At 39.5% G+C, this 344-nt stretch carries 1 pseudogene; it reads left to right on the forward strand.

Going from position 1 to position 344, the window contains the following annotated elements:
* Nucleotides 1-344, forward strand: a pseudogene (locus IV64_RS11745) (IS30 family transposase); the annotation flags it as partial.

Raw genomic sequence — 344 nt, forward strand, 5'->3', positions numbered from 1 at the left:
AGTAAGGCAGTTTTATTAACTTTAATCGATCGCAAATCACGGTTCCTTTGGGCATATCGGTTAAAGGACCGAACGACAGCGAGTGTTAATGAAGCACTGACTAAGTTCCTAACAACTTTTAATGGACCGGTGCACAGTTTTACTGTGGACCGTGGTACTGAGTTTAGTGGGCTAGTATCATTTGAATCATAATATGGTATTAAGACCTATTACTGTCATGCTTATACGCCAGCTGAACGTGGTAGTAATGAACGCTTTAATCGAAATTTACGTTATTTTTATCCTAAGGGGACTCGTTTTGAGCACATTAGTGCTCAAGATTTAACGACGACGTTACTCCAAAT

The sequence above is a fragment of the Lactiplantibacillus xiangfangensis genome, from assembly GCF_001438845.1.
GTDB lineage: Bacteria > Bacillota > Bacilli > Lactobacillales > Lactobacillaceae > Lactiplantibacillus > Lactiplantibacillus xiangfangensis.